29 protein-coding genes are annotated in these 17726 nt (G+C 67.3%); 2 read left to right on the top strand and 27 right to left on the bottom strand.

The window, feature by feature from the left end:
* Positions 1-68: 68 nt before the first annotated feature.
* Positions 69-2156: a TonB-dependent receptor plug domain-containing protein gene (locus PE061_RS03340; RefSeq protein ID WP_271257749.1), complete on the bottom strand. Its 2088-nt coding sequence runs from the start codon at positions 2154-2156 to the stop codon at positions 69-71.
* Positions 2157-2252: 96 nt separating this feature from the next.
* Between PE061_RS03340 and PE061_RS03345 the strand changes: the two genes are divergently transcribed.
* Together PE061_RS03345 and PE061_RS03350 are read left to right on the top strand one after the other, a co-directional pair.
* Positions 2253-2765, top strand: coding sequence for a homogentisate 1,2-dioxygenase (locus tag PE061_RS03345; protein ID WP_271257750.1), 513 nt, complete (start codon positions 2253-2255; stop codon positions 2763-2765).
* The gene (locus tag PE061_RS03350; RefSeq protein ID WP_271257751.1) at positions 2762-3751 is read left to right on the top strand and encodes a cytochrome-c peroxidase; all 990 of its coding nucleotides are present in this window, start codon (positions 2762-2764) and stop codon (positions 3749-3751) included. Before PE061_RS03345 ends, PE061_RS03350 begins: the two co-directional genes overlap by 4 nt.
* Positions 3752-3757: 6 nt before the next feature.
* On the opposite strand, the gene PE061_RS03355 is transcribed toward PE061_RS03350, so the two are convergent.
* From PE061_RS03355 to tuf, 26 genes are all read right to left on the bottom strand, one after another.
* Positions 3758-4135 carry a winged helix-turn-helix domain-containing protein gene (locus tag PE061_RS03355; RefSeq protein WP_271257752.1) on the bottom strand — a complete coding sequence of 126 codons (378 nt, stop codon included), beginning with the start codon at positions 4133-4135 and terminating at the stop codon, positions 3758-3760.
* A gap of 7 nt (positions 4136-4142) precedes the next feature.
* A complete protein-coding gene (locus PE061_RS03360; RefSeq protein ID WP_271257753.1) occupies positions 4143-4655 on the bottom strand; it encodes an SRPBCC family protein in 513 nt (170 codons plus the stop codon).
* 43 nt (positions 4656-4698) lie between these two features.
* Positions 4699-5346, bottom strand: coding sequence for an adenylate kinase (locus PE061_RS03365; RefSeq protein ID WP_271257754.1), 648 nt, complete (start codon positions 5344-5346; stop codon positions 4699-4701).
* Entirely contained in the window at positions 5343-6692 is a 1350-nt protein-coding gene (secY, locus tag PE061_RS03370) for a preprotein translocase subunit SecY (RefSeq protein ID WP_271257755.1), read from the bottom strand. The genes PE061_RS03365 and secY overlap by 4 nt, the downstream gene beginning before the upstream one ends.
* A 108-nt stretch (positions 6693-6800) precedes the next feature.
* Positions 6801-7280: a 50S ribosomal protein L15 gene (gene rplO / locus PE061_RS03375; RefSeq protein WP_271257756.1), complete on the bottom strand. Its 480-nt coding sequence runs from the start codon at positions 7278-7280 to the stop codon at positions 6801-6803.
* 78 nt (positions 7281-7358) lie between these two features.
* Positions 7359-7535: a 50S ribosomal protein L30 gene (gene rpmD / locus PE061_RS03380; protein ID WP_121047263.1), complete on the bottom strand. Its 177-nt coding sequence runs from the start codon at positions 7533-7535 to the stop codon at positions 7359-7361.
* A 6-nt stretch (positions 7536-7541) separates the two neighbouring features.
* Positions 7542-8240 carry a 30S ribosomal protein S5 gene (rpsE, locus tag PE061_RS03385; protein ID WP_271257757.1) on the bottom strand — a complete coding sequence of 233 codons (699 nt, stop codon included), beginning with the start codon at positions 8238-8240 and terminating at the stop codon, positions 7542-7544.
* Position 8241: 1 nt separating this feature from the next.
* Positions 8242-8598: a 50S ribosomal protein L18 gene (gene rplR / locus PE061_RS03390; protein ID WP_271257758.1), complete on the bottom strand. Its 357-nt coding sequence runs from the start codon at positions 8596-8598 to the stop codon at positions 8242-8244.
* A gap of 2 nt (positions 8599-8600) precedes the next feature.
* Positions 8601-9134 (bottom strand): 50S ribosomal protein L6, encoded by a 534-nt coding sequence (rplF, locus tag PE061_RS03395; protein ID WP_271257759.1) that lies wholly within the window; start codon positions 9132-9134, stop codon positions 8601-8603.
* Between the two features lie 10 nt (positions 9135-9144).
* Positions 9145-9543: a 30S ribosomal protein S8 gene (gene rpsH / locus PE061_RS03400; protein ID WP_271257760.1), complete on the bottom strand. Its 399-nt coding sequence runs from the start codon at positions 9541-9543 to the stop codon at positions 9145-9147.
* 16 nt (positions 9544-9559) lie between these two features.
* Positions 9560-9865: a 30S ribosomal protein S14 gene (rpsN, locus tag PE061_RS03405; RefSeq protein WP_271257761.1), complete on the bottom strand. Its 306-nt coding sequence runs from the start codon at positions 9863-9865 to the stop codon at positions 9560-9562.
* A gap of 29 nt (positions 9866-9894) precedes the next feature.
* On the bottom strand, positions 9895-10479 hold the full coding sequence (gene rplE, locus PE061_RS03410; RefSeq protein ID WP_271257762.1) for a 50S ribosomal protein L5: 585 nt from the start codon (positions 10477-10479) through the stop codon (positions 9895-9897).
* Positions 10472-10795, bottom strand: a complete 324-nt coding sequence (gene rplX, locus PE061_RS03415; protein WP_271257763.1) for a 50S ribosomal protein L24 — start codon at positions 10793-10795, stop codon at positions 10472-10474. Before rplX ends, rplE begins: the two co-directional genes overlap by 8 nt.
* The gene (rplN, locus tag PE061_RS03420; protein ID WP_271257764.1) at positions 10796-11164 is read right to left on the bottom strand and encodes a 50S ribosomal protein L14; all 369 of its coding nucleotides are present in this window, start codon (positions 11162-11164) and stop codon (positions 10796-10798) included.
* 1 nt (position 11165) lies between these two features.
* Positions 11166-11402, bottom strand: a complete 237-nt coding sequence (rpsQ, locus tag PE061_RS03425) for a 30S ribosomal protein S17 (RefSeq protein ID WP_271257765.1) — start codon at positions 11400-11402, stop codon at positions 11166-11168.
* 11 nt (positions 11403-11413) lie between these two features.
* Positions 11414-11623, bottom strand: coding sequence for a 50S ribosomal protein L29 (rpmC, locus tag PE061_RS03430; RefSeq protein ID WP_271257766.1), 210 nt, complete (start codon positions 11621-11623; stop codon positions 11414-11416).
* A gap of 15 nt (positions 11624-11638) precedes the next feature.
* On the bottom strand, positions 11639-12058 hold the full coding sequence (gene rplP / locus PE061_RS03435; protein ID WP_271257767.1) for a 50S ribosomal protein L16: 420 nt from the start codon (positions 12056-12058) through the stop codon (positions 11639-11641).
* Between the two features lie 63 nt (positions 12059-12121).
* Complete coding sequence (gene rpsC, locus PE061_RS03440) at positions 12122-12817, bottom strand: 30S ribosomal protein S3 (protein ID WP_271257768.1); 696 nt, start codon at positions 12815-12817, stop codon at positions 12122-12124.
* Between the two features lie 3 nt (positions 12818-12820).
* Positions 12821-13207 carry a 50S ribosomal protein L22 gene (gene rplV, locus PE061_RS03445; protein WP_271257769.1) on the bottom strand — a complete coding sequence of 129 codons (387 nt, stop codon included), beginning with the start codon at positions 13205-13207 and terminating at the stop codon, positions 12821-12823.
* A 3-nt stretch (positions 13208-13210) separates the two neighbouring features.
* On the bottom strand, positions 13211-13486 hold the full coding sequence (rpsS, locus tag PE061_RS03450; RefSeq protein WP_271257770.1) for a 30S ribosomal protein S19: 276 nt from the start codon (positions 13484-13486) through the stop codon (positions 13211-13213).
* A 3-nt stretch (positions 13487-13489) separates the two neighbouring features.
* Positions 13490-14329 carry a 50S ribosomal protein L2 gene (rplB, locus tag PE061_RS03455; RefSeq protein ID WP_271257771.1) on the bottom strand — a complete coding sequence of 280 codons (840 nt, stop codon included), beginning with the start codon at positions 14327-14329 and terminating at the stop codon, positions 13490-13492.
* Positions 14330-14332: 3 nt separating this feature from the next.
* Complete coding sequence (locus tag PE061_RS03460; RefSeq protein ID WP_271257772.1) at positions 14333-14650, bottom strand: 50S ribosomal protein L23; 318 nt, start codon at positions 14648-14650, stop codon at positions 14333-14335.
* Complete coding sequence (gene rplD, locus PE061_RS03465; RefSeq protein ID WP_271257773.1) at positions 14643-15263, bottom strand: 50S ribosomal protein L4; 621 nt, start codon at positions 15261-15263, stop codon at positions 14643-14645. The genes PE061_RS03460 and rplD overlap by 8 nt, the downstream gene beginning before the upstream one ends.
* 2 nt (positions 15264-15265) lie before the next feature.
* Positions 15266-16021 (bottom strand): 50S ribosomal protein L3, encoded by a 756-nt coding sequence (rplC, locus tag PE061_RS03470; RefSeq protein ID WP_271257774.1) that lies wholly within the window; start codon positions 16019-16021, stop codon positions 15266-15268.
* A gap of 64 nt (positions 16022-16085) precedes the next feature.
* Positions 16086-16400 carry a 30S ribosomal protein S10 gene (gene rpsJ / locus PE061_RS03475; RefSeq protein WP_121047244.1) on the bottom strand — a complete coding sequence of 105 codons (315 nt, stop codon included), beginning with the start codon at positions 16398-16400 and terminating at the stop codon, positions 16086-16088.
* 114 nt (positions 16401-16514) lie between these two features.
* On the bottom strand, positions 16515-17705 hold the full coding sequence (tuf, locus tag PE061_RS03480) for an elongation factor Tu (protein WP_271257775.1): 1191 nt from the start codon (positions 17703-17705) through the stop codon (positions 16515-16517).
* Positions 17706-17726: the final 21 nt, after the last annotated feature.

Raw genomic sequence — 17726 nt, forward strand, 5'->3', positions numbered from 1 at the left:
CCACGCACGCGGCGTCCGGCAGAACCGCCCCACCCCAAACCCCTCCCCTGAAGGAGAGGGGCTTTCTTCTACAGACGCGCCCTGAGGCTGGCGAAGAAGCTGCGGCCCGGCTCCGGGAAACCGTCGGTGAGCTGGTAGGTCTCGTCGAACAGGTTGCGCGCGCCCACCCCGAGCGTGACGTTGTCCATCACGTCGAAATCGACGCGGAGGTTGGCGAGCACGTGGCTGCCGGTCTTGTAGTAGCGCGTACCCGGCGTGTTCACCGTCCAGCGGCTCGACGCGATGTCGACGTTCGGCACGACGTGGAGGCGCGAGACCGGCGACCAGTCCGCCCACACGAACGCCTTGTGCGTCGGCACGCCCGTGGGCCGGAACGCGGCGTTCGAGGGATCGTCGAGATCGCGGTGCGTCCACGTGTAGTTGGCGCCGAGGCCGAGTGTGTCGCCAAGGCGCGCATCGAGCGACAGCTCGACGCCGTAATAGTCGCCCTTGCCGAGGTTGCGGCTCTGCGTGACCGCCTGCGGATCGCAGACGCCGGGCGCGGTGCAGACCTCAATGACCGTGGGGAAGGCCACGATGACGTCGGTGACGCGCGAATAGAACAGCGCGCCTTCCGCCGTCACGCCCCCGAAGCGGCGGCTGCCGCCGACCTCGAAGCTGGTGGCGCGTTCCGCCTTCAGGTCCGGGTTCGAGGTGGCGCCGCCGAAGCGCGAGCTGAAGCGTTCGAACACGGTGGGGAAGCGCGCGCGCGACGAGATGCTGGCGTGGAGGCGCGTCGCCTCGTCCGGCGTCCAGACGAGCCGGCCCTGCCCGTTCACCGCGCTGCTGTTGCGGATCGGATAGGAGAACAGGCGATTGCCCGGAAGGCCGGGGACGGCGCCGTATTCCTCCGCGCGCTTCAGGTCGCGCCAGTCGTAGCTGGCGCCGGCCGTGAACGTGAGCGTCGGCGACAGCGCGAGGCGGTTCTCGACGGCGACGCTCCACGTCTCCTCGAGGTTCTCCTGATCGGGCTCCCACGTGCCGGCCGGGAAGACCTGCTGCGTCTCGATATGCTTGTCGCGGCGGTAGTGCGCGGCGACGCTGAGGCCGTAGCTGTCGGTGAGGTCGACGTCGAGCTGCGCCGAGCCGCCCCACGCGGTGTCGTCATACGGGCTGTTGAAGGCGCGCGGGCGCGTCTGCGCGGTCTGTGTCGCATCGTCGAAGGAACGGAGCAGGTTCTTGAGCCTGTTGCGGTAGGCGCGCGTCTTCAGCGTGGCGTTGTCGCCCAGCGCCGTCGTCGAGAGGAAATAGATGCTTTCCACGTCCCACTGCGGCCACGACCAGTTGCGCTGCGTCGCCGTGTCGGTGACGTGCAGCGGCGCGTTCTTCGCGCCTTCCTGCCGCGTGTAGCTGATCGAATACTCGTCGGTGGCGTTCGGCGTGAAGCCGAGCTTCACGTTGACGCGCCAGTCCTCCGTGCGCGTGAACTCGCGCTCGCCGCCGTCCTCCACGGAACCCGCCGCGGGCTCATAGCCGCCGGGCAGGTCCCAGTGATCCCGGAAATCGCGCGTGTAGGAGCCCTGCGCATACCATTTCTCCTGCCGCGTGCCGATGAGCGCGAAGACGTTGTAGCCCGCGTAGTCGGCGTCGCGGTCCAGCGACAAAGTGCCGCGCGCCTCGGCCTCCAGCGCCTTCGTCGGCTTGCGGGTGACGAGGTTGACCGCGCCGCCCATCGCGCCGGGACCGTCGAGCACCGAGGCGTAGCCCTTCGCCACCTGAACCTCGGCGATGTCGGGCGTGAGGAAGCGGCCGTAATCGAGGCGGTTGTCGGCGGGGAGGTAGACGCGGACGCCGTCGATCGAGAGCGGCACCTGGAAACGATCGAAACCGCGCACGAAGATCAGCCGCTCGTTGCGCGAGCCGCCGCTGTTCGAGGCGGAGACGCCGGGCATCAGGCTGACCGCCTCGTCGAGCGTGGTGCGGTTGAACGTGTAGATCGCCTCCGACGACAGCGTCGAGGAGGCGATGGCGATGCCCTCCTGCACGGGCGCGGTGACGATGATCTGACCGAGCGCGAAGGCGCTGCCTTCCGCCTGCGCATCGGCAGCCGGTTGCGCATGAGCGGAGGCGATGGCGACGGGGGCCGCCGAAACAGCCAGAATGCTTAGAAAACGCATGATATTTGCCCTTCTTATCGAACGCGATCGGCGCTATTCAGTCCCCACCACTGTATCCGGCGATATATAGCTCTGCACCGGGAAGGAAAGATCAAAATGTCACGACTGCTCATCATCGCGGCCGTTCTCGCGCTGTCTTCCGCCGCGAACGCGCAGGAAGCGACGGAATGCCGCACGGAGACGCCCGTACTGCCGGCGGAACTGGCGGGATGGAACACGCAGGGAACCGCCACGGCCGCGGCCGATGCGAAGGCGCTGAAATCGGCCACGCTGGCGCTGGGCACGCGCGTCGACGCCGCGCTGAAGCCGACGCGCGAGATCCGCTACCTCGCCCGCCCCGAAAAGCCGGGCGGATCGGTGAGCTATGGCGGCATGTTCAGCTTCAACGCCGACACCGACGGCATCTACCGCGTCGCGCTCGGCTCCGCCGCGTGGATCGACGTGCTGAAGGGCAGGACCGCCGTCACGTCGTCCGATCACGGGCATGGGCCGGCGTGCTCGGGCATCCGCAAGATGGTCGATTTCCCGCTGAAGGCCGGACGCTACACGTTGCAGATCGCGGCGAACGGCGAGAGCACGGTGGGGGTGATGGTGGCGCGCCTGCCTTGAGCGCGCTGGTCCGCGTTCTCCTGCTGCTCGGTCTCGCGGCGAGCGCGGCCGGCGCGGCGCCCGCGTGGCGCTGGTCGCTGCCGGACGGCGTCATGCCCCCGCCGGTGCCCGCCGACAACCCGATGTCCGCCGCCAAGGTCGCGCTCGGCCGGCGGCTGTTCTACGAGGCCGACCTCTCGATCGACGGCACCCTGGCCTGCGCCTCGTGCCACGCGCAGAAGCACGGCTTCGCGGACAGCATCCCGACGCGCCCCGGCGTGAACGGCGACCCCGGACGCCGCAACGCGCCGGGGCTCGCGAACGTCGGCTGGCTGCCCTCGCTCACCTTTGCCGACCCCGCGCTCACCACGCTGGAAGCGCACGCCGTGGTGCCGCTGTTCGGCGAGCGGCCGGTCGAGATGGGCATGAAGGGCGCGGAGGCCGAGCTGGTGCGGCGGCTGGCGCGCGACGCCTGCTACGTGCGGATGTTCCGCGCGGCGTTCCCCGAAACGCGGGGCGCGATCACGGTCGACGCGGCGGTGAAGGCGCTCGGCGCGTTCCAGCGCAGCTTCGTTTCGTTCGACACGCCGTGGGACCGCCACCGGCAGGGGAAGGCCGCGCTGCCCGACGCCGCGGCACGCGGCGCGCGGCTGTTCCACGGAGAGGCAGGCTGTGCATCCTGCCACGCCGGGCCGAACTTCACCGACGGGCGCTTCCATGCCGTGCTGCCCGTCGGCGACGACCACGGGCTCGGCGAGACGACGGGCCGCGCCGAGGACGAAGGCCGCTTCCGCACGCCGGGGCTGCGCAACGTCGCGCTGACCGCGCCCTACCTGCACGATGGCCGCGCCGCGCACCTTGCCGACGCGATCACCGCGCACAACAAACCGATACCGGCGCAGGACATGGACGACCTCGTCGCCTTCCTGAACGCGCTGACCGACCGGGGCTTCGTGTCGGACCCCCGGCTTTCGCTTCCGGACCGCGCCTGCGGCAAGCGGCTGTAGGCCGGTTCAGGGCTCGTCCGGCTGCGATTCGTCGCGGATGAGGCTGATCAGCGTCTTGTACGACACGTCATCGGTGACGGCGGCGAGCTTCGCTTCGAAGGCGCGGTAGGTTTCGAGCACGGTGCGGCCGAAGGGCGTGAGCCGCGCGCCCTTGTCGCGCCCGCCGCCCGCGATGGTCTCCACGACGCGCGCCTTCCAGCAGCGGTTGAGGCTGTCGACGAGCAGCCACGTGCGGCGGTAGCTCATGCCCATCGCGCGGCCCGCCGCCGAGATCGAGCCCTCGCGGTCGATGGCCTCGAGGAGATCGGCCTTGCCGGGACCGATCGCGGGCTCGCCGCCGCGGAAGATCTGCGCCTTGAGCTTGAGCCTGCCGATGATCGCCATGCCCGCCTCAGTCCGGCTTCGGGAACAGCGCGGCGAGGCGCGCGAGCTGTTCATCGAGGACGGCGCCGACGGCGGGCGCGGTCGCCGCCATGTCGAAGCGCGCGTGCCCGCCGACGACGTAGGTCTGCGTGATCTCGGTGCCGCCCTCGACGGGCTTCAGGGTCCACGTCAGCGTCGCGGCCAGCCCTTCCGACTGGAGCGGCCCGAGCCCGCCGGCGAGACGCAGCGCCTTGCCGGACATCACCATCACGGCGCGCATGTGCTCGACCGAGCCGCCGTCCGCCAGCGTTTCGCAGAAGCAGCCGCCCGCCCTCGCATCGAGCGTGAAATTCCCCGCCTTGCCGGAATAGCTGTGCGCCGGGCTCCAGTAGCGCGCGGGCGCGACGAGCGCGGCCCACACCGCATCCGGCGCGGCGGCGGCGACGGCCCTGTTCTCGACGACGAAACCGGCTTCGCCGACCTTCACGTCCGCAGCGGCGGGCGCGGCGGCCAGCATGAGCGCAGGCAGAATGAAGCGCATGGGTTCCTCCCCTCCTGACGAGCGGAGTGTGCAGCGGATCGCGTCAGGCGTCCAGAATCGCCGCGATGCTTGCCGAGACGTCACCCATGTCCGCCATGCCGTCGACGCGCTTCACGAGGCCGCGCACTTCGTAGATCGGCAGGATCGGCGCGGTCTTGGCGCGGTACTCGGCCATGCGCGTGCGGACCGTCTCGGCATTGTCGTCGGGGCGGCGCTTGAACTCGGTGCCGCCGCAGACGTCGCAGACGCCTTCGACCTTGGGCTGCTTGAATTTGTCGTGATAGCCCTCGCCGCACTTGGCGCAGGTGAAGCGGCCGGTGATACGCTCGACGAGCGCGTCCTCGTCGACATCGAGCTCGATGACATAGTCGAGGCTGCGGCCGCGCGCGCCGAGGATCGCGTCGAGCGATTCGGCCTGCGCCGCCGTGCGCGGATAGCCGTCGAAGATCGCGCCCTTGTCCGGCCCCATCTCGTCGAGCTTGTCGCCGATGAGGTCGGAGACGATCTCGTCGGAGACGAGCTGGCCCGCGTCCATCACGGCCTTGGCCTTGAGGCCCACGGGGCTCCCCGCCTTCACCGCCGCGCGAAGCATGTCGCCGGTCGACAGCTGCACCATGCCGCGCTCTTCGACGAGCTTTGCGGCCTGCGTGCCCTTACCCGCCCCCGGCGGGCCGAGCAGTATGATGTTCAACGCCGATTCCCCCTCAGCTTCGCCTTCTTGATGAGACCCTCGTACTGGTGCGCGAGCAGGTGCGACTGAATCTGCGCGACCGTATCCATCGTTACGTTGACGACGATCAGAAGGGAAGTGCCGCCGAAGTAGAACGGCAGCGCGAACGCCGAAATCAGATATTCGGGGATGAGGCAGATGAGCGTGAGATAGCTCGCGCCGACGACCGTGATCCGGGTGAGCACGTAATCGAGATATTGCGAGGTCTTCTCGCCGGGCCGGATGCCGGGGATGAAGCCGCCCTGACGCTTCAGATTGTCCGCCGTCTCCTCGGGATTGAAGACGATCGCCGTGTAGAAGAAGCAGAAGAAGATGATGCCCGCCGCATACATCCCCATGTAGAGGGGCGAACCGTGCTGGAGCGCCGTGGTGACGGTGATCATCCAGTCGCTTTGCGAACCCTGCCCGGCGAACTGCGCGACGGTGAGCGGCATCAGCAGGAGGGACGAGGCGAAGATCGGCGGGATGACGCCCGCGGTGTTGAGCTTCAGCGGCAGGTGCGAGCTGTCGCCCTGCGTCATGCGGTTGCCCACCTGTCGCTTGGGATATTGCACGAGGATGCGCCGCTGCGCGCGCTCCATGAAGCAGATGAAGGCGATGACGACGATCACCGCCGCGATGATCGCGAGGATGACGATGCCCGACATGGCGCCGGTGCGGCCCTGCTCGAACAGGCCCGCGAGCGCGCTCGGCAGCGTCGCGACGATGCCCGCCATGATGATGAGCGAGATGCCGTTGCCGATGCCGCGCGCAGTGATCTGCTCGCCGAGCCACATCAGGAACATGGTGCCGCCGAGCAGCGTGATCATCGTGGTGATGCGGAAGAACCAGCCCGGATCGAGCACGGCGGACGCGCCCTGCCCCGCGCCCCAGCCTTCGAGGCCGACCGCGATGCCGTAGCCCTGAAACAGGGTGAGCGCCACGGTGCCGTAGCGCGTGTACTGGTTGATCTTCTTGCGGCCGCTCTCGCCCTCTTTCTTGAGCTGCGCCATCGAGGGCGACAGCGAGGTCATCAGCTGCACGATGATCGACGACGTGATGTAGGGCATGATGTTGAGCGCGACGATCGACATGCGCTCGAGCGCGCCGCCCGAGAACATGTTGACGAAATCAAGAACGCCGCCGCGCGTCTGGTCGAACAGGAGTTCGAGCTGGACCGGGTCGATGCCGGGCAGCGGCACGAACGAGCAGAGGCGGAAGACGACGAGCGCGCCGAGCGTGAACCAAAGCCGCTTCTTGAGATCCGTGGCCTTGGAGAACGAGCCCCAATTGAGATTGGCTGCGAGTTGTTCGGCTGCTGACGCCATCACCTTACCCCGGAAAAAGCTCTGCCCTGCCCCCGATATGGCCGGCGACCGGGACTAGATAGGGCGCGCGGCGGCATTGCGCCATGCCCCGCGCCCGAAAAATCCGCGTCAGGCCTCGGTCGTCTCGGCCGAGGCCGTCGTCGTCACCTTGCCGCCGGCCTTCTCGACGGCCGCGAGCGCGCCCTTCGAGGCGCGGGCGACGGTGATGTCGAGCTTCGCCTTCAGCTCACCCTTGCCGAGCAGGCTGACGCCGTGCTTCGACTTGCGGACGAGGTTCGCCGCGAGCAGCTCGGCTGCACCGATGGCGGCCTTCGCATCGAGCTTCTTCTCGTCGATCGCGCGCTGGATCGTGCCGATGTTGACGATCGCATAGTCCTTGGCGAACGGGTTGTTGAAGCCGCGCTTCGGCAGGCGCATGTGGAGCGGCATCTGGCCGCCCTCGAAGCCGTTGATGGCGACGCCCGAGCGGCTGGTCTGGCCCTTCTGGCCGCGGCCCGCGGTCTTGCCGAGGCCCGAGCCTATGCCGCGCGCGACGCGCGTGCGGCTCTTGCGGGCGCCCTTGTTGTCCTTGAGATCGTGAATTTTCATGATGTGCACTCGCTTTCGCTATTGTCGCGCCGAATTCGAAGCCCCCTCCCCGGCGGAGAGAGGGCCTTCGAATCCCGTTCAGTCGATGACCTGCACCATGTGCTGGACCTTGCGGAGCATCCCGCGGACCTCGGGGGTGTCCTCCAGCTCCGACGTGCGGTGGAGCTTGTTGAGGCCGAGGCCGACGAGCGTCGCGCGCTGGTCCTTGGTGCGGCGGATGGGCGAACCCACCTGCTTGAGCTTGATCTTCGCCATGATGACTTACTCCGTGACCGCGTCGGCTTCGACCTGAACGGCCGCGCCCGAGACGTCGCCGCGGCGGCCGATGAGGTCGGCGATCTTCTTGCCGCGGCGCTGGGCGACCGCCTTCGGCGACGCCTGCTCCTTCAGCGCCTCGAAGGTCGCGCGGATCATGTTGTAGGGGTTGTTGGTGCCGACCGACTTCGTGACGACATCGGCGACGCCGAGGCTTTCGAACACGGCGCGCATCGGACCGCCGGCGATGATGCCGGTGCCCTGCGGCGCGGAGCGCACGTAGACCTTGCCCGCACCGAAGTGGCCGAAGCCGTCGTGGTGCAGCGTGCGGCCGTCGCGCAGCGGCACGCGGACCATCGCCTTCTTGGCGGCGGCGGTGCCCTTCGAGATCGCCTCCGGCACCTCGCGGGCCTTGCCGTGGCCGAAGCCGACGCGGCCCTTGCCGTCGCCGACGACGACGAGCGCCGCGAAGCCGAAGCGCTTGCCGCCCTTCACCGTCTTCGAGACGCGGTTGATGTGGACGAGCTTCTCGATCAGCTCCTCGCCCGGCTCCTGGCGCGCCTCGCGACGGTTGCCGCGGCCGCCGCGATCGTCGCGACGTCCGCGTCCGCCATCGCGGCCCTGCCCGCCGCGGCCGCGGCGACCGCGGCCCTCGGTCTCGACGGCTTCCGCCTCGGGGGCGTCGATCTGGGTTTCGTCAGCCATACTAGAACTCCAATCCGCCTTCGCGCGCCGCCTCGGCGAGCGCTTTCACCCGGCCGTGGAACAGGAAGCCGCCACGATCGAAAACAACCTGCGTCACGCCCGCGGCCTTCGCGCGCTCGGCAAGACGCTTGCCGACCTCGCTCGCCGCGTCGACGGTCGCGCCGGTCTTGCCCTTCACGCCCTTGTCGAGCGTCGAGGCCGACGCGAGCGTCTTGCCCGCGGCGTCGTCGATGATCTGCGCGTAGATGTGCTGCGACGAGCGGTGCACCGACAGGCGGGGACGCGTCCCGGCCTTCAGCCGAAGCCCCGTCCGCACGCGGCGGCGGCGCTGCTCGAATGGTGTGAGTTTCTTGCCCATCGCTACTTCTTCTTGCCTTCTTTGCGGAAGATGAACTCGCCGCGGTACTTGATGCCCTTGCCCTTGTACGGCTCGGGCTTGCGCCAGCGGCGGATCTCGGCGGCGACCTGCCCGACCTGCTGCCGGTCGATGCCCGAGATCTCGACCGTGGTCTGGTCGGGCGTCTTCACCGTGATGCCTTCCGGGATCTCGAAGTCGACATCGTGGCTGTAGCCGAGCTGCAGCTTCAGCGTCTTGCCCTGCGCGTTCGCGCGGTAGCCGACGCCGCTGATCTCCAGCGTCTTCGTGAAGCCCTCGGTGACGCCGGTCACCAGGTTCTGCACGAGCGTGCGCTGCATACCCCAGAAGTCGCGGGCGCGCCGCGAGGCGTTCGCCGGAGCGACCGCGATGCGGCCGTCCTCGACGGTGTAGCTGATGTCGTCGTGCGTGACGATGCTGAGCTCACCCTTCGGACCCTTCACGGAGAGCCGGCCGTCAGCCAGCGTCGCAGTGACGCCGGCGGGCACGCTCACGGGTCTTTTTCCAATGCGTGACATCGCGTTACCCCTAGAAGACCTGGCAGAGCACTTCGCCGCCGACGTTCTGCTCGCGCGCTTCCGCGTCGGAGAGAACGCCCTTCGGCGTCGAGACGATGGTGATGCCGAGCCCGTTGCGCACGCGCGGCAGGTCCTTCGCGCCCGAATAGACGCGGCGGCCCGGCTTCGAGACGCGCTGCAGGTGCTGGATCGCCGGCTGGCCTTCGAAATACTTGAGATCGATACGAATCTCGCGCAGCGCCTGGCCGGTGTCGGTCGCGGCATAGCCGCGGATGAAGCCTTCACGCTGCAGCACGTCGAGGACGTGGCTGCGCAGCTTGGAGGCCGGGGTGAGAACAGAGTCCTTGCGGGCCTGCTGACCATTGCGGATGCGGGTCAGCATATCGCCCAGCGGATCGGTCATCGACATGGGATCGATCCTTTCCTTACCAGCTCGACTTCGTCACACCCGGGATCAGGCCCTTGTTGGCCAGTTCCCGGAGCATGATGCGGCTCAAGCGGAATTTGCGGTAATAGGCGCGCGAACGGCCGGTGAGCTCGCACCGGTTGCGCACCCGCGTCGGGTTTGCGTTGCGCGGGATCTCGGCAAGCTTCAGGCGCGCCATCAGGCGCTCCGTCTCGTCCCTGCTCTCGTCGTTCGCGATCGCCTTCAGGCGGGCATACCTGCCCGCATATTGCTTCACGAGCTTCTTCCGACGCTCGTTCTTGTTGATCGAACTCAGTTTCGCCATGACTTAAGTTCAGCTCCTCTGGCGGCCGCTTACGCGGCCTTCTGGGTTTCGTCGCGGTCGGTGAAGGGCATGTTGAGCGCACGCAGCAGCTCGCGGCCTTCCTCGTCCGTCTTCGCGGTGGTGGTGATGATCACGTCCATGCCCCGGACCTTCTCGACCTGGTCATAGTTGATCTCGGGGAACACGATCTGCTCCTTGATGCCCATCGCGTAGTTGCCGCGGCCGTCGAACGACTTCGGGTTCACGCCCCGGAAGTCGCGCACGCGCGGCAGCGCGATGTTGATCAGGCGATCGAGGAATTCCCACATGCGGTCCGCGCGCAGCGTCACCTTGACGCCGATCGGCATCCCCTCGCGCAGCTTGAACTGCGCGATCGACGTGCGGGCCTTGGTGACGACCGGGCGCTGGCCGGCGATCTGCATCATCTCGGCGAGCGCCGCGTCGATGCGTTTCTTGTCCTGCGTCGCGTCGCCCACACCCATGTTGAGCACGATCTTCTCGATGCCGGGCACCTCCATCGGGTTCTTGTAGCCGAAGCGCTCGGTGAGCTCTGCGCGCACCTTCTCTTCGTACACCGTCTGAAGCCGCGGCTTCACGCGTTCTGCCTTAGCCATTGATCACCTCACCCGACCGCCTGGCGACACGCACCTTGCTGCCGTCTTTCTCGATGCGGAAACCGACGCGGGTCGGCTTGCCGGTCTTCGGATCCTCGAGCGCCACCTTGGACACGTGGATCGGCGCCTCGCGGCGCTCCAGCCCGCCCTGCGGATTCGCCTGGCTCGGCTTCACGTGGCGGACGACGACGTTGATCCCCGACACGACGACCTTGCCGTCCTTCGGGAGCGACTTCACGACATCGCCGTGCTTGCCCTTGTCCTTGCCGGACAGGACCACGACGCGGTCGCCCTTCTTGATCTTCGCTGCGGACATTTAGAGGACCTCCGGCGCAAGGCTGATGATCTTCATGTGCTTCTTGGCGCGCAGCTCGCGCACCACCGGCCCGAAGATGCGGGTGCCGATCGGCTCCTCGCTCTTGTTGATGAGCACGGCCGCGTTCGAATCGAAGCGGATCACCGTGCCGTCGGCGCGGCGGATGTCCTTCGCGGTGCGAACGACGACGGCGCGGTGCACGTCGCCCTTCTTCACGCGGCCGCGCGGCGCGGCTTCCTTCACCGAGACGACGATGACGTCGCCCACGGTGGCAAAGCGGCGCTTCGAACCGCCGAGCACCTTGATGCACTGCACCCTTTTCGCGCCGCTGTTGTCCGCGACGTCGAGGTTCGTCTGCATCTGGATCATGTCAGCTCACCTTTTCCGTGACGCGCCACGTCTTCAGCTTGGAGATCGGCGCACATTCCTCGATCCGCACGGTGTCGCCGGCCTTGTAGGCATTGGCTTCGTCGTGCGCGTGATACTTCTTCGAGCGGCGGATGATCTTGCCGTACAGCGGGTGCTGAACCCGGCGTTCGACCTTCACAACCACCGTCTTGTCGGTCTTGTCGGAGACTACCTGCCCGACGAGGACGCGTTTCGGCATCGTTATTCCCTTCAGGCTTCGGCAGCGGCGCCGGCGCGGCCGCGTTCGTTCTGCAGCGTCCGGATGCGCGCGATGGTGCGGCGCACCTCACGCACACGGCTCGCCTTCTCCAGCTGGCCGGTCGCCGCCTGGAAGCGCAGGTTGAACTGCTCCTTCTTCAGCTGCGCGAGCTCGGCGGAGAGCTGGTCGTCGGTCTTGGTCTTGAGGTCTGCGTGCTTCATGGCTGCATCCCTTCCCTAGTGCTGGTCGCCAAGACGAGCGATCAGCTTCGTCTTGATCGGGAGCTTCGCGGCGGCGCGCTCGAAGGCGCCGGCGGCGACCTCGTAGCTGACGCCGTCGAGCTCGAACATCACACGGCCCGGCTTCACGCGGGCGACCCAGTATTCCGGCGCGCCCTTGCCCGAGCCCATGCGGACTTCGGCGGGCTTGCGGGAGACCGGCACGTCCGGGAAGATGCGGATCCAGAGACGGCCCTGGCGCTTGATGTGGCGCGTGATGGCGCGGCGCGCGGATTCGATCTGGCGCGCGGTGACGCGCTCCGGCTCCATCGCCTTCAGGCCATAGGCGCCGAAGTTGAGCTCGGTGCCGCCCTTGGCGTTGCCGTGAATGCGGCCCTTGTGGGCCTTGCGGAACTTGGTGCGTTTCGGTTGCAACATTTTCTATCGCCTTCTGACAGGAATCGGTCCTCGATCAGGCGACGCTGATATGGTCCGAGGACCTTACCGCGCCGGCCGGACTCCCGACGTCTGTGCATCCATCATGATCCGGTCCTGCGCGAGCGGGTCGTGGTCGAGGATCTCACCCTTGAAGATCCAGACCTTGACGCCGCAGACGCCGTAAGCCGTGTGTGCCTCGCCTTCCGCGTAGTCGACGTTCGCGCGCAGCGTGTGCAGCGGAACGCGGCCCTCGCGATACCATTCGGTGCGCGCGATCTCGGCACCGCCGAGACGCCCCGAGCAGGTGATCCGGATGCCTTCCGCGCCGAGACGCAGCGCCGACTGCACCGCGCGCTTCATGGCGCGGCGGAACGCGACGCGGCGCACGAGCTGGTCGGCGACCGACTGCGCGACGAGCTTGGCGTCGACCTCGGGCTTCCTGATCTCGACGATGTTCAGCGACACCTCGCTCGACGTCATCGCGGCGAGCTGGCGGCGGAGCTTGTCGATGTCCGCGCCCTTCTTGCCGATGATGACGCCGGGACGCGCCGCATAGACCGACACGCGGCACAGCTTCGCCGGACGCTCGATCACCACCTTCGAGATCGCCGCCTGCGGCAGCGTCTTCATCACGAAGTTGCGGATCTTGAGATCCTCGAGCAGCAGGCGGCCGTAGTCGTCGCCGTCCGCGAACCAGCGGGAGTCCCAGGTCCGGTTGATCTGCAACCGGAGGCCGATGGGGGAAGTCTTGTGACCCATGCTTTACGCTCCTGCCTCTTCGTCCGCTTCGCGCACCACGATGCGGATGCGGCTGATCGGCTTCATGATCTTCGCCGAGCGGCCGCGCGCGCGCGGCGTCCAGCGCTTCATCGTGATCGACTTGCCGACGCTGGCTTCCTTCACCACGAGCGCATCGACGTCGAGGTTGTGGTTGTTCTCCGCGTTCGCGATCGCCGAGGCGAGAACCTTGCGGACGTCGACCGCCATCGCCTTCGTGGAGAAGGAGAGGATGTTGAGCGCCTCGCCGGCCTTCTTGCCGCGAATGAGACCGGCGACGAGGTTCAGCTTGTAGGCCGAACCGCGAACGGTCGTCGCCACCGCGAGCGCCTCGCGCTCGCCGACGCGGCGGGGGTTTGCAGCCTTGCTCATCGCTTACCTCTTCGCCTTCTTGTCGGCGGTGTGGCCGTAGTACGTGCGCGTCGGCGCGAACTCGCCGAGCTTCATGCCCACCATGTCCTCGTTGACGGTCACCGGCACGAACTTCTTGCCGTTGTAGACGTTGAAGGTGAGGCCGACGAACTGCGGCAGGATCGTCGAGCGGCGCGACCAGGTCTTGATCGGCGCACGCGCGCCGGAGTCCTGGGCGGTCTCGGCCTTCTTCAGAAGGTGCAGGTCGACGAACGGACCCTTCCAGACGGAACGCGCCATGGCTTACCTCTTCTTCTTCGCGTGACGCGACCGAATGATCATCGCGTTCGACGCCTTCTTGCGGTTGCGCGTCTTCGCGCCCTTGGTCGGCTTGCCCCACGGCGTCACCGGGTGACGGCCGCCCGAGGTACGGCCTTCACCGCCGCCGTGCGGGTGGTCGACCGGGTTCTTGGCGACGCCGCGCGTCAGCGGACGCTTGCCGAGCCAGCGGTTGCGGCCGGCCTTGGCGAGGTTCTGGTTCGAGTTGTCCGGGTTCGACACCGCGCCGACCGTCGCCATGCAATCGGCGGGGACGTAGCGCTGCTCGCCCGAGCCGAGACGGACGATCGCCATGCCGCGGTCGCGGCCGACGACCTGCACGTAGGTGCCCGCCGAACGCGCGATCTGGCCGCCCTTGCGGGGCTTCATCTCGACGTTGTGGACGATGGTGCCGACCGGCATCTGGCCGATCTCCATCGCGTTGCCCGGCTTCACGTCCGTCTTCTTGCCCGCGACGATCGAGTCGCCGACGGCAAGGCGCTGCGGCGCGAGGATGTAGGCGAGCTCGCCGTCCTCGTACTTCACGAGCGCGATGAACGCGGTGCGGTTCGGGTCGTACTCGATCCGCTCGACAACCGCCGGAACGTCCCACTTGCGGCGCTTGAAATCGACGATGCGATAGCGCCGCTTGTGACCGCCGCCGATGCCGCGCGCCGTGGCGTGGCCCTTGTTGTTGCGACCGCCCGACTTGTGCAGGCCCTCGGTGAGCGCCTTGACGGGCTTGCCCTTGAACAGCTGCGACTTGTCGACGAGGATGAGACCGCGGCGCGCCGCGCTCGTGGGGTTATAGGATTTGAGCGCCATGGCTTAGATTCCCGTGGTCACGTCGATCGACTCGCCTTCGGCGAGCGTCACGACGGCTTTCTTCGCGTCGGAGCGGATGTAGCGCTGACCCTTCCAGCGCTTGGTCTTGCCCTTGGCGATGAGCGTGTTCACGCCCTTCACCTTGACATCGAACAGCGCTTCGACCGCCGCCTTGATGGCGGGCTTGGTCGCGGTCTTCGCGACGTGGAACACGACCTGGTTGTGTTCCGACACCTGCGTCGACTTCTCGGTGATGACCGGCGACAGGATCACGTCGTAGTGCTCCAGCGCGATCTCGGCCTTCTTCGCAGCCTTAGCCATTGAAGCGCGCCTCCAGCTTTTCGACCGCCGACGTCGTGAGGACGAGCGTGTCGTGATTGAGGATGTCGTAGACGTTCGCGCCGACGACCGGCAGCACGTCCACCTTGTAGAGGTTCGCGCAGGCAAGGCGGAAGTTCGCCGGCGTGTCGCCGTCGATGAACAGGCCGCTGGTGATGCCGAGCTTGCCGAGCTGCTCGCGCAGCGCCTTCGTCTTGGCATCCTTCAGCTCGAGGTCCTCGAGGACGATGAGCTTGCCTTCCTTCGCCTTCGCCGACAGCGCAGTCTTGAGACCGAGGACGCGGATCTTCTTGTTGAGCGCCTGCTCGAACGAGCGGGCGCGCGGACCGTGCGCCTTGCCGCCGCCGATGAAGATCGGGGCGCGGCGGTTGCCGTGACGGGCCGTGCCGCCGCCCTTCTGGCGGCCGAACTTCTTGCCGGTGCGCGCGACGTCCGAACGCTCGCGGGCGGCGCGGGCATAGCCGCGGCGGTTGGCAAGCTGCCAGTTGACGACGCGGTGCAGGATGTCGGCGCGAAGCTCGAGGCCGAAGATCTCGTCCTTGAGTTCGATGTCGCCGGCAGCCTTGGCGTCGAGGGTCTGAACCTTGATCTTCATTTTCAGCCCTCCTGGCCTTCGGCGGTCTCGACCGCGGCCGGCGCTTCCGCCGGAACCTCGGCCGGAGCCGCTTCATTGTTGTTCGCCGTGCGGACACCGGCCGGATACGGCGCCTCGCCCGGACGCGCCACCTTCACGGCGTCGCGGACCTCGAGCCAGCCGCCCTTGTGACCGGGGACCGAACCCTTGACGAAGATGAGGCCGCGCGCGGCATCGGTGCCGACGACCTCGAGGTTCTGCTGCGTGCGGTTGCGGGCGCCCATGTGGCCGGCCATCTTCTTGTTCTTGAAGACCTTGCCGGGGTCCTGGCGATTACCGGTCGAACCGTGCGAGCGGTGCGAGACGGAGACGCCGTGCGTGGCGCGCAGACCGCCGAAGCCCCAGCGCTTCATGGCGCCGGCGAAGCCTTTGCCCTGCGTGGAGCCGGTGATGTCGACATACTGGCCCGCGACGAAATGGTCGGCCGAAAGCTCGGCGCCCACATCGACGAGCGCATCTTCGGCGACGCGGAATTCCACCACCTGCGCCTTCGGCTCCACCTCGGCCTTGCCGAAGTGGCCGCGCTGCGGCTTGGCGACGTTCTTGGCCTTCGCGGTGCCGGCGCCGAGCTGGAGCGCGACATAGCCGTCGCGGTCCGCAGTGCGCTGCGCGACGACCTGGCAGCCTTCGAGGCTGAGCACCGTCACGGGAACGTGCCGGCCGTCGTCCTTGAACAGCCGGGTCATTCCCACCTTCCTTGCGATCACGCCAGTGCGCATGATCTTGTTCCTTCCTCTTCAGAGGCCCGCTGCGCGCAGCGGGCTTGAGCTACGACTCGCAGGATTAAGCCTGCAACTTGATCTCGACATCCACACCCGCGGCGAGGTCGAGCTTCATCAGCGCGTCCACCGTCTGCGGCGTCGGCTGGACGATGTCCAGCAGGCGCTTGTAGGTGCGGACCTCGAACTGCTCGCGCGACTTCTTGTCGACGTGCGGCGAGCGGTTCACGGTGAACTTCTCGATACGCGTCGGCATCGGGATGGGTCCGCGCACCATCGCGCCCGTCCGCTTCGCCGTGTCGGCGATTTCGCCCGTCGCCTGATCGAGCACGCGGTGATCGAAGGCCTTGAGGCGGATGCGAATATTCTGCGTTTCCATGCGGGTACCCGTTCAAACCTTCATTCGGCCGACCCATTTCGGCCTGTCACTTCCAACCGGCAAAAGCAAACCGGTCCGGCACATTCTCGTGCCGGACCGGCGATATGCTTTCGCTTACTTCGTGATTTCCGCCACGACGCCCGAACCCACGGTGCGGCCGCCTTCGCGAATGGCGAAGCGGAGACCCTGGTCCATCGCGATCGGCGCAATCAGCTTCACACCGAGCTCGACGTTGTCGCCCGGCATCACCATCTCGGTGCCCTCGGGGAGGACGACCTCGCCGGTGACGTCGGTGGTGCGGAAGTAGAACTGCGGACGATAGTTCGCGAAGAACGGCGTGTGACGGCCGCCCTCGTCCTTCGACAGCACGTAGACGCTGGCCTTGAACTCCGTGTGCGGGGTGATCGTGCCCGGCTTGCAGAGAACCTGGCCGCGCTCGACGTCCTCGCGCTTCGTGCCGCGCAGCAGCGCGCCGATGTTGTCGCCGGCCTGGCCCTGATCGAGCAGCTTGCGGAACATCTCGACGCCGGTGACGACGGTCTTCGTCGTCGGACGGATACCGACGATCTCGACTTCCTCGCCGACCTTGACGATGCCCGTCTCGACGCGGCCCGTCACGACGGTGCCGCGGCCCGAGATCGAGAACACGTCCTCGATCGGCATCAGGAACGCCTTGTCGAGCGGACGCGCCGGCTGCGGAATGAAGTCGTCGACGGCCTTCATCAGCTCGATGATCGAGTTCTTGCCGATCTCGTCGTCGCGGCCTTCGAGCGCGGCGAGCGCCGAACCCTTGACGATCGGAATGTCGTCGCCCGGGAAGTCGTACTTCGAGAGCAGCTCGCGAACCTCGAGCTCGACGAGCTCGAGCAGCTCGGGATCGTCGACCTGATCGACCTTGTTCATGTAGACGACGAGCGCCGGCACGCCGACCTGACGGGCGAGCAGGATGTGCTCGCGGGTCTGCGGCATCGGGCCATCGGCGGCGTTCACGACGAGGATCGCGCCGTCCATCTGCGCGGCGCCGGTGATCATGTTCTTCACATAGTCGGCGTGGCCCGGGCAATCGACGTGCGCGTAGTGGCGGGCGTCGGTCTCGTATTCGACATGGCTCGTCGAAATGGTGATGCCGCGCTCGCGCTCTTCCGGCGCCTTGTCGATGTTGGCGTAGTCGGTGAACTCGGCGCCGCCGCTCTCCGCCAGAACCTTCGTGATCGCAGCCGTCAGCGTCGTCTTGCCATGGTCGACGTGACCGATGGTGCCGATGTTGACGTGCGGCTTGGTGCGTTCAAACTTCGCTTTCGCCATGTCTCTAACCCTCTTGTCTTC

It is taken from the genome of Sphingosinicella microcystinivorans, assembly GCF_027941835.1.
GTDB lineage: Bacteria > Pseudomonadota > Alphaproteobacteria > Sphingomonadales > Sphingomonadaceae > Sphingosinicella.